General features: G+C 57.5%; 11 protein-coding genes and 1 pseudogene. 1 reads left to right on the top strand and 11 read right to left on the bottom strand.

The window, feature by feature from the left end; genetic code table 11:
• Positions 1–1,998, bottom strand: a 1,998-nt coding sequence (locus tag TRICHSKD4_RS31035) for a relaxase/mobilization nuclease domain-containing protein (RefSeq protein WP_050763554.1), incomplete at its 3' end; no start/stop codon positions are given.
• A 3-nt stretch (positions 1,999–2,001) separates the two neighbouring features.
• Positions 2,002–2,415 (bottom strand): plasmid mobilization relaxosome protein MobC, encoded by a 414-nt coding sequence (mobC, locus tag TRICHSKD4_RS26440; protein ID WP_040617645.1) that lies wholly within the window; start codon positions 2,413–2,415, stop codon positions 2,002–2,004.
• A gap of 292 nt (positions 2,416–2,707) precedes the next feature.
• On the opposite strand from mobC, the gene TRICHSKD4_RS26435 reads away from it, so the two are divergent.
• On the top strand, positions 2,708–3,253 hold the full coding sequence (locus tag TRICHSKD4_RS26435) for a helix-turn-helix domain-containing protein (RefSeq protein ID WP_009469542.1): 546 nt from the start codon (positions 2,708–2,710) through the stop codon (positions 3,251–3,253).
• Positions 3,254–3,835: 582 nt separating this feature from the next.
• Here TRICHSKD4_RS26435 and TRICHSKD4_RS26430 read toward each other — a convergent pair.
• From TRICHSKD4_RS26430 to TRICHSKD4_RS26405, 9 genes and pseudogenes are all read right to left on the bottom strand, one after another.
• On the bottom strand, positions 3,836–4,960 hold the full coding sequence (locus TRICHSKD4_RS26430) for an IS110 family transposase (protein ID WP_009469541.1): 1,125 nt from the start codon (positions 4,958–4,960) through the stop codon (positions 3,836–3,838).
• Between the two features lie 230 nt (positions 4,961–5,190).
• Entirely contained in the window at positions 5,191–5,523 is a 333-nt protein-coding gene (locus TRICHSKD4_RS26425) for a DUF736 family protein (protein ID WP_009469538.1), read from the bottom strand.
• Between the two features lie 102 nt (positions 5,524–5,625).
• On the bottom strand, positions 5,626–5,814 hold the full coding sequence (locus TRICHSKD4_RS29885; protein ID WP_139052319.1) for a hypothetical protein: 189 nt from the start codon (positions 5,812–5,814) through the stop codon (positions 5,626–5,628).
• Entirely contained in the window at positions 5,808–5,978 is a 171-nt protein-coding gene (locus TRICHSKD4_RS31915; RefSeq protein ID WP_247642875.1) for a thermonuclease family protein, read from the bottom strand. The genes TRICHSKD4_RS29885 and TRICHSKD4_RS31915 overlap by 7 nt, the downstream gene beginning before the upstream one ends.
• A complete protein-coding gene (locus tag TRICHSKD4_RS31910) occupies positions 5,900–6,286 on the bottom strand; it encodes a hypothetical protein (protein ID WP_247642877.1) in 387 nt (128 codons plus the stop codon). The genes TRICHSKD4_RS31915 and TRICHSKD4_RS31910 overlap by 79 nt, the downstream gene beginning before the upstream one ends.
• A gap of 127 nt (positions 6,287–6,413) precedes the next feature.
• The gene (locus tag TRICHSKD4_RS26415; protein WP_009469534.1) at positions 6,414–6,734 is read right to left on the bottom strand and encodes a type II toxin-antitoxin system RelE/ParE family toxin; all 321 of its coding nucleotides are present in this window, start codon (positions 6,732–6,734) and stop codon (positions 6,414–6,416) included.
• Complete coding sequence (locus TRICHSKD4_RS26410; RefSeq protein WP_009469533.1) at positions 6,731–6,982, bottom strand: antitoxin; 252 nt, start codon at positions 6,980–6,982, stop codon at positions 6,731–6,733. Before TRICHSKD4_RS26410 ends, TRICHSKD4_RS26415 begins: the two co-directional genes overlap by 4 nt.
• Before the next feature lie 116 nt (positions 6,983–7,098).
• On the bottom strand, positions 7,099–7,227 hold the full coding sequence (locus tag TRICHSKD4_RS31905) for a rev protein (protein WP_139052318.1): 129 nt from the start codon (positions 7,225–7,227) through the stop codon (positions 7,099–7,101).
• An 83-nt stretch (positions 7,228–7,310) separates the two neighbouring features.
• Positions 7,311–8,203 (bottom strand): annotated as a pseudogene (locus tag TRICHSKD4_RS26405) (transcriptional regulator); the annotation flags it as partial.

Raw genomic sequence — 8,203 nt, 5'->3', positions numbered from 1 at the left:
CTTTTCCTTAGGTACACGATCCTGATCCTTGCGGGTAGCTTCGCCTGCCCCCGCACGATCATTCGGTTCCCGCGACCGGTCTCCGTCCGGCTCCGCCGCCAGATCCCGTTGATTGCCGTCCGTCGTGTCCGGTGAGACGGGCGACTTGCCGGAACTGTTTTGGGTGTCACCCTGTTCCGCACTGCGCTGTTCCCGAAGTTCAAGCATCTGCCGACGATACCCAACAACCTCTCTCGCCAGCTCGCTGACTTCCTCAACATCTTTCCGGTCTTCCGGTCCTGCTTCGTTCTGCAACTTGAACAGGGCCTTTTCGACCCGCTTTGCATAGGCTTCAAAATCGGGACGGGTTTGCTCGCGCATGTTCCATTCCTCCGATGTAATGTCTCCAACAGCTTTCATATTGGCGCGGTGGCCGCCGCCAAATTCAGCATGAATGACCGAACCGCTCGACTGCTCGCCCGCCAGCGACAATCCACGCTCCAGATAGGAGTGATGCGCGCTCGCATAGGCCGCAACCTTGGCGTCCGACGCATTGACCGCAATCTTCTCCCAGGTTTCCTGAGCCTGAACCGCGTACTGGCGGCTTCGACGACTCGTTGCCGTCATGCGCCGCCCGGACCGCTTGGCGTCATAACGCACCTGCGCCGCCTCGCTGGTTCCCTCGTGCTCCGTTCGGCCATCCGTTCGCCCATCCGTTTGACTGTCCCGATTGCCATCCTGCACAACTGGCCGCACCTGATTTTGCGTATAGGCAGGCGGGGCCGCAAACTCACGCCGATCCGTCATCTCCATGGCAATCCCGTGATCGCGCGCCTTCTGAGCCATCACCTCCCGCCACTGGCGGAACGTTGCTGGTGTCGTTTCGATCCGCTCGCCTGCTTCTGAGCGCATGGTGACAATGGCATGGGCATGAACATGCGGACGCTTGCCGCCTTCACTCGCTTCCTTCGGATCGCTTGCCGGATCGTGCATCGCAAACACATACCGATGGCCCGCATACTGCTCTGCCAGAAAGTCGCGAACAGCGCCCTCGAAGGCTTTGGCATCCGTGCCCGCCCGCGCCGACAGGATCACATGCATCACATCCCGGCTCTTGCGGCTGTGCAGCTCGTCACGCCATTCCTTCTGAACAAGGTCGCCAGCTTGCTTGTCATTCGTGATCAATCGGCCCTGATCATCCCGAATGCAGCCCCATTCTCCAATCAATCCGCGAAGCTTGGCCGTCCCGTAGTCAACGCCGTTGCCAGACCCATGGAACGAAAACGTCGCCGGGAACTCGTTCGCATTTGCACTGGCATTGTAGCGCTCCTGAACTATGCTTTCCGCCTTGGCATCCGCCGTTAACCGCTCGCCCGTGCCGCTCCGCAACACCACATACCCGGAAACGTCCAAAGAACCATCCTTGCGCTGCTCCACCGTGTACGCATACCGGCGATCACCAAACCCGCTATTCAGAATGTCGCGTATATGCTCGTGAGGATCTGCACCGGGAGCCGGTATCCCCGCATCGACACTGAAGGAACCAATATCCCGGCTCTCGGCCCGGTTCTGGAACAGATGGTTCCAGTCCCCACGCACCTGCGCCAATTCTTCAGCACCGCGCAGCTTCTCGCCGTTCTCGTTTTCAACCTTCAGCTCGCCCCCACGGGACACGTAGTTGAGCATCGCACCAACACGCGCCCCCCCGCCATAGGATGCCATCTTCACAACGGCAGGCTGGCTACCCTTTGCAACATTGCCAAGACGCGCCTCCATCGAGCGGCCCACGCTGCCGCCCGACCGACCGCCCGATAAAACTGAACCTCGCTCCGGCGAAGAACCACCGCGGCCACTAGCTCCACCTCTGACCGCATCAACGCCGGCTGGCCGAACCGCCTTCAGTCTTTTTTCAAGCTCATCTTCGACAGAACCACGGCGTCCGCCAAGCGTCAGGTCATGCAAAAGCGCCGCACGCCGTTGCTCCCATTCACTCGTAAAAGCACCTAAAAAGACCTCCACCGGTCAATCCTCCCCGTCCTTCATATCCCGCCGTTCGTGTCCTGCACGGCGTGACAGCGCCCGCAGCTCACTCAAAACAGCCGCCTGAATGCGTTGGACATTGCCAAGATTGATATCCAGCTCGGACGGATGAACGCTCTTTCCAGAGTTCAAGGAACGGGCAACCTGGTTCAAATTAATGCCGATCATCCGCATGTCTTCCAAAAGCGCGGCCATGATCAGCCGGTCATCTGCCGTCAGGAAGGGACGAACACCGGCTCCCTCAAGCAGCAGCGACCCGAAAAAGGCTGACACGCTCATGCCTGCCTGCTTCGCAGCTTCCGAGATTGCAACATGCTCCGCATCGCTGACGCGCACGTTCAGCAAGCGGGTTCTGCGACCTGCTCCCACTCCGATCTGAACCGCGTCTTTGCTCATCGACTGCTTGCGTCCTTCCTCATTTTCACTCGCTCCCATCGGGGCGCCTTCAATCTCTTTTCGGAGCCTTGGCGACCTCATCGGGGCCTCGTGCCTCGATAGACAGCAAAAATGTAAAACATTTTTGCGTATCCTGCCTAACCTACTTCACCAACATTTAGAGCTTTTATCGACTAAACTCAATGCTTCCCCTCCCTTCACTTTCTGGAAACTGTCCGCAGGATGACAAGGTACAAAGCGCCCGTTATGGTGCATCAAATTGGGTGCGTAGGTGAGTGAGTGAGCTGAGGCAATGCGGAAGAGGCGGGATCTGACCGACTATAAAAGCGCAAGGGAACTGGTTCAGGTCACAGATCCATATTACCAAAAGCCATTATATCGCAGACCCGGGTTCGACGGTGTTGTCAACTTTGAAGAAATCGATGCAAAGCTGGCTGACTTCCTGACCGAAAGGCGGGAAAAAACCGGCATGACCAAAGGCGACTTTGCCGCCTTGATCGGCCTTTCGCGCATGGTCTATGGAAGGTACGAGCTCAATATATCGCGGTTGACCGTATCGCGACTGGTCCACTTGTCAGAACTTTTGGGGTTCCAGCCGCTGGAGATGATCCATGCTTGCGCACCGCACCTGTTTGGCAAGACGTCTCAGGAGGCAAACGACAGAGCGGAACTCATTAGGCTGGTAAGTGATCTTCCCCATGAATCAATCCGCAACCTCTTGGGTATAGTCAGTCAGCTCACCCCATCTGATGGTCACCAAGCACACACGAAAGCCAAATCTGAGGAAGAACACCAAACGACCGTGGAAACTGAACCGGCCCTAAACAGCAAAACGTGAAGCCAGACGCCTCTCCCGGGAAGCGTGACCGCCCTCGCGGCAGTAAAGAACCAAAATAAACAGAACCCGGAAAAATGGTAAGCTGAATATTCCGCCAGTTGGCACTTACCGGCATCGATGCGACCACAGCAATGAGTGGTCCGGAAACTGATTTGGGACTTTAACCGGCGGGAACCTCGGCGAGTGGCAACAATCTCGCCTGTGACCCGCCTTTCCCACAATCCCCTATGACGATCACGCCTGATTGTGCTCATAGTAATTCTGGCACCAAAATTGATGCCGTTTCAAGACAGAGGACCTGGCTGGTGTACTGCGCGGCTGTTGTCTGACGACGATTGATCAAGCACCTATTCGCGGATTGGCTACCGCACGACCCTATTTCGTCGCGGACCTTCCTCCTTCAAAATGACGGGCATCGATTAAATCTGCCCCAGCGCCGAACCGAGGATTATCCTACATCAATCAGGCCGCGCAGCACGCCAGCCAGCTCCTATATCCATTTCCGTTCCAAATCACTCCTATTGCATAAGAGGTCCGCGCGCGCAGGGCTGCGCAACCCCGACCAGCTTCGCCCTACGCGCGCTAACGCCGTGTTTCAACGGAAACCGGGGGAGTATGCCGGGCAATGTCCCAAACAAAACCAGCAAGTTCTCGCGCCACCGCTGCCACGACTTTCACTGTTTGCTTTCCAGTGGCGGCTAATCTGCGGAATTTCGCACATAGTCGAACCTGTGCTTTCCACGCGATTGCTTTAATGTGTTCTGGAATTCCAGCCGACCTCTCTAGCAGGGCGCGACCTTCTTTGGCCGGAAAGCGATAGTGCCACGCCGACTCAATAAGCATCGTCCGGGCTGCAGCGTTGCCAGCCCGGGTGAGCTCTCCGCGTTTAATTCTCTTACCGCTTGAATATTCGGCCGGCACCAGGCCGAGCCACGACATCAATTGTTTGGGGCTGTCGAACCGCCGCAAGTTCCCGATTTCGGCAACAAGTGTGACGGCGGCAATGAGCTTGACACCGCGCAAAGCTTGAAGCGCCTCGACCATGGGGCCAAGCACCCAGCCAGAAACGGCATCTTTCAAAACATCCTCCAACCGCTTGCAGCGATCTATAAGCTCGTGAATACGGCGCTTGTACTCTTCGAAGACGTATTGCTGATGAGGAAAAGCAAATTTCTGTTCGGACAACCATCGCCAGTGCGCCTTGCTCCAGATCGCCTTGCCAGTAAATCGCCGACCATGTCGCAGCAGAAAGCTCTTTAGGGCAGACTTTGCCGAGCCGAGCTCATCTTTCGTTTGGCGTCTGGCGCGAACCACATCGCGAACCGCTTCATGCGCCTCGTCTGGAACCCATACCGCCACCAACTCGCCAGCGCGGAGCAGGCGCGCCAATGCCTGCGCATCACGCCGATCGGTCTTTACACGATCTCCCGGCCGCCGTGGCATAGACGACGGAGAAATTATCATGCAATCCACGCCGATCTTTGCGAGAAATCTATAAATCACAAATCCGCACGGCCCAGACTCGTAACAGACATGAAGCTCAGCACCGCCTTGCGCAATCTTTTTAAGAGCAGTGTGTAAATCGTCCAGTCGATTGGCAATCGTACCGAAATAACGAACTTCCTTGTCAACACCACTTTCCGCGACTGCAATGGCTATCGTGTCCTGGTGAACGTCGAGGCCAATGAACTTTTTTCCTTCCGACATGAAAGCGTCCTTTCCGTTGCTCGTTCAAAAGAGCATTTTCAGAAAGCCCCGAATTCGGTGCAAGTGATCGTCATCTGGTCAGGATGGGGAGCGCGTTCAGCCTCCGGACCGCTCCACCTGCTTTGAAGGCAAAACAGGTTCCGACCCTTCGGGCTGGAAAAGGCTCTGCAAGAGAATACAGCACCCTCGCAGAAAGGGTGCGCCCGGACGATCCGGGCGCTGGCTGATCCTCAGTCGCGGGGGTCCCACTCAATGACCGCCTGAAGGGATGGATCGTTCTGTCCCGGATACCGGCCAAGGTTCGCATTGTACTGGAGCTTGCGGATCGACAGCGTGTAGTAGGTTTTGCCGTCCTGGCTCGTCTTCTTCCAGATACCGCCAACCTCGATGTCATGGCCGCGAGGGGACTTCGCATAGACGCGGTGCGTCGGGGCCTTGTCGTTGTCGGAGACGAAGGGGACCACCCGGATATCGATGTCGCGGTCCAGAGTGGAAATGAGGCCGGTTCCGATGGCTACTGTCAGGTCTGCATTCTCGAACTGGATGTAATTGGTGATGTTCATGTCTGATACTCCGCCTTGTGTGTTGCGATGAGCGTTCAAGGGCAGGCAGTGAAGCGATGCGCACCGCAGGCCGGAGCACAGCGGAGGAAGCGAAGGGCCGGACTATTTGGTTTCCGCGAGGAAGGCCGCAAGGCCGGGGAAATACTCTGGACCGCAGCTTTGCGCAAATCGCGAGCGCCTGCGAACGGGCATCAGGAACAACACCCACGGCGGAGTGTCATGAACGGCCCTGTCAGCTTCGTCCGGTTCAATGCACTGACGGCAAGGGACCATCGGAACCGGTCTCAGCACCACGGCTCCCGTCGCCCGCCCCCCGAATCTGGCCATGTTCGGGCCAGCCCTTCCCTTACCAGCATGTCCCCAACGTCGCGCCCGTTCACACGAACGAACGACAGCGTGCAGCCATATCGGTCAGTATCCTGACGCAGGATTTGGACCTTGCCGCCTTCAAGCAACGCTGCGAGCCGCTTCTTCGACTTCTGCGCCAGATCGGCCTCAAAGCGGCATTTTCCGGCGCATCGATGTTGAAGATCCACACAGCCTCGCCGCCGCGACTTCCAATCCGGAATGTATCACCATCCCAGATGCGGATTTTTGCAGGTTCGCACTGCACCGCGCAGAGCAGGATCGTGACTATGATGAGGCTGTTCATTGGGCTTTGCTCTGCGGTCAGGAAATCAACAGGGGCGGAAGCCGGAAAAGGCCCTTGCAGCACGAAGCTGCAAGGGAAGTTGGGCATCCTGTTGTTCTTTAACAACATCATACCGCTGCCCCAGGGGAAAGCAGCCGGAACAGCTTGGTGAGCCAAGTACAACGCCCTTTTGGAAAAGTCTGCCCCTAATACCAGCCCTACATGTAGCGGCTCGCGAAGTGATGGAGGCTGGAATATTTCAAACCTCTCTTGCACTGAGCCTGTCTGCCAGTCGCGTCATGAGATCCATGCGCTCATGAAAAATCGCCACGACCAAGGCCGGCGCGCGCTCACGCGGCAGGCAAAAAACGTAGTGATGTTCGCAACGTGCCATCCGCAGCGCGGGATACAGTTCGCTCATGTCCCTGAAAACGCCTTGTCCGGCGGCGAGGTTGGCAATGCCCTGTTCCAGCTTGGCAATATAGTGGCGCACCTGTGTAGCGCCCCACTGTTTGCGTGTGTAGCGAATGACACTGCGCAGATCGGCTTCCGCCTCCGCCGTGAGGATGTAGGCCGTCAAGCGCGGTTCCCGGAGAGCTCTTCATCCAGAATTTCACTAACGTTCTTGGTGGAAACCTTCCCTGCAAGCCCATCGTTGATGCGGTTCTCGAGCAGTGTTTTCAGCTCCTGCCATGCCTGATCGGCATCAGCATCGCCGGGGAACAGGCGTTCCAAGGCGTATTGCTTGATGGTCTTGCCTTGCAAGGCGGCCAGCGCCTTCAGGCTTTGATGCTGCTGGTCCGTTATGTCGATTGTCAGACGGCTCATGGGGGAATCTCCATAGAACTACACAAACCCACATTAGCATATATGCAGGATTAAGGCTATCAGTGGAGACAGTCCGTCAAACGACGATTTCACGGACAGGAAAATCAGGAATCGCGCTATTCTTCTGACAGGCCCATCGGTGAGACGGGAGTTTGAGGGACGGGGCCTTTGGGGCGTCCCTCATGCGTGATTGTCAGGTGGTCGATCCACCGGGCAATCACACCCCGGACAGCGGACCGGATCATTGGGGCAACTCCCACCGACCTCTCTCAATCGCCTTTACGAAAGGAAACCGGTCGCGTTAGGGAGCGCGACCGGCGACGACTGGCTACTCAGCCGCCTCAGAAAACTGATGGAAAGTCTGGTAGTCCTGCTGCGGAACTGTGGCGGAACCGCAACGGATCGGCTCGGGCAACCAATCCTTGTCTTTCAGGGCGGTCTCGGCAAATGCCACACCCTCTGCCTTCTTCATCTCGGCTATACCATCGGCAAAGTCTGCACCGCAAGCCTCGGTCACTGCCGCCTGAATGCTCCCGCGCTGCAAATGCTGGAAATAGCTCTCCGCCGTCACCTTGAAATGATCCCGCATGTTGACCTGAACCGCTGTCCCGATCTGGTTGCCATGCGCGGCCTGTTTGGTGCGCGGGAACTTGCCTTCCGGCACGTTCAGCGTTTGCGCTGCGGACCATGCAAGCAGCTCCAGAAGCGAGGCGCGGCTTTGATCCATGCACCAGTCCCATAGCTCTGCCGGGTTGACTGGCAGGCGTTCGCGGATCACTTCCCCCGCAAGGTCCAGCCTGTCGAGGGCCGCGCACTGGTCCGGCTGCTTCATGGAAGCTGACAGGTCCGTATGCGTGACAGAAACCTCAAGGGCGGAATGCTCATGAAGCCCATACCCGGTATAGGCCAGTCGCAACAGGAAACTGTGAACCACAGTGGCAAGGGCAACATCGGGGTTTTGCGCAAGCTCCATCCGAAGGGCGGCGGTTTTCTGTGCCGTCAGATCCTCAATGAGGGTAGCAGAGTGTTTGAGTACAGGCGTCCCCTGCCCTTCCGGTTCCTCAGCGCCGGTCTCCCCGGTGCCGTCTCCCGTTTCTTCCTCGTTCTGGCAATCCTCTGGTCGGACCAGACCGCGCTCGATGCGCACGGCTCCGTTATAGGTGAGCGTTACAAGCGCTCCCGCCCTTGCCATATCCTCAAGCTGGTAGGTTCCCTGCTCCG

Origin of the sequence: Roseibium sp. TrichSKD4, assembly GCF_000148725.1 — a bacterium.
GTDB lineage: Bacteria > Pseudomonadota > Alphaproteobacteria > Rhizobiales > Stappiaceae > Roseibium.
Note: the sequence above shows the minus strand (reverse complement) of the source record. Positions and strands in the feature narration are given on the sequence as shown.

Excerpts from the sequence above, each read along its gene's own strand:
- mobC (WP_040617645.1), bottom strand. The coding sequence starts at position 2,415 with ATGAGCAAAGACGCGGTTCAGATCGGAGTGGGAGCAGGTCGCAGAACC.
- TRICHSKD4_RS26435 (WP_009469542.1), top strand. The coding sequence starts at position 2,708 with ATGCGGAAGAGGCGGGATCTGACCGACTATAAAAGCGCAAGGGAACTG.
- TRICHSKD4_RS26430 (WP_009469541.1), bottom strand. The coding sequence starts at position 4,960 with ATGTCGGAAGGAAAAAAGTTCATTGGCCTCGACGTTCACCAGGACACG.
- TRICHSKD4_RS26425 (WP_009469538.1), bottom strand. The coding sequence starts at position 5,523 with ATGAACATCACCAATTACATCCAGTTCGAGAATGCAGACCTGACAGTA.
- TRICHSKD4_RS31910 (WP_247642877.1), bottom strand. The coding sequence starts at position 6,286 with ATGATGTTGTTAAAGAACAACAGGATGCCCAACTTCCCTTGCAGCTTC.
- TRICHSKD4_RS26410 (WP_009469533.1), bottom strand. The coding sequence starts at position 6,982 with ATGAGCCGTCTGACAATCGACATAACGGACCAGCAGCATCAAAGCCTG.
- TRICHSKD4_RS31905 (WP_139052318.1), bottom strand. The coding sequence starts at position 7,227 with ATGATCCGGTCCGCTGTCCGGGGTGTGATTGCCCGGTGGATCGACCAC.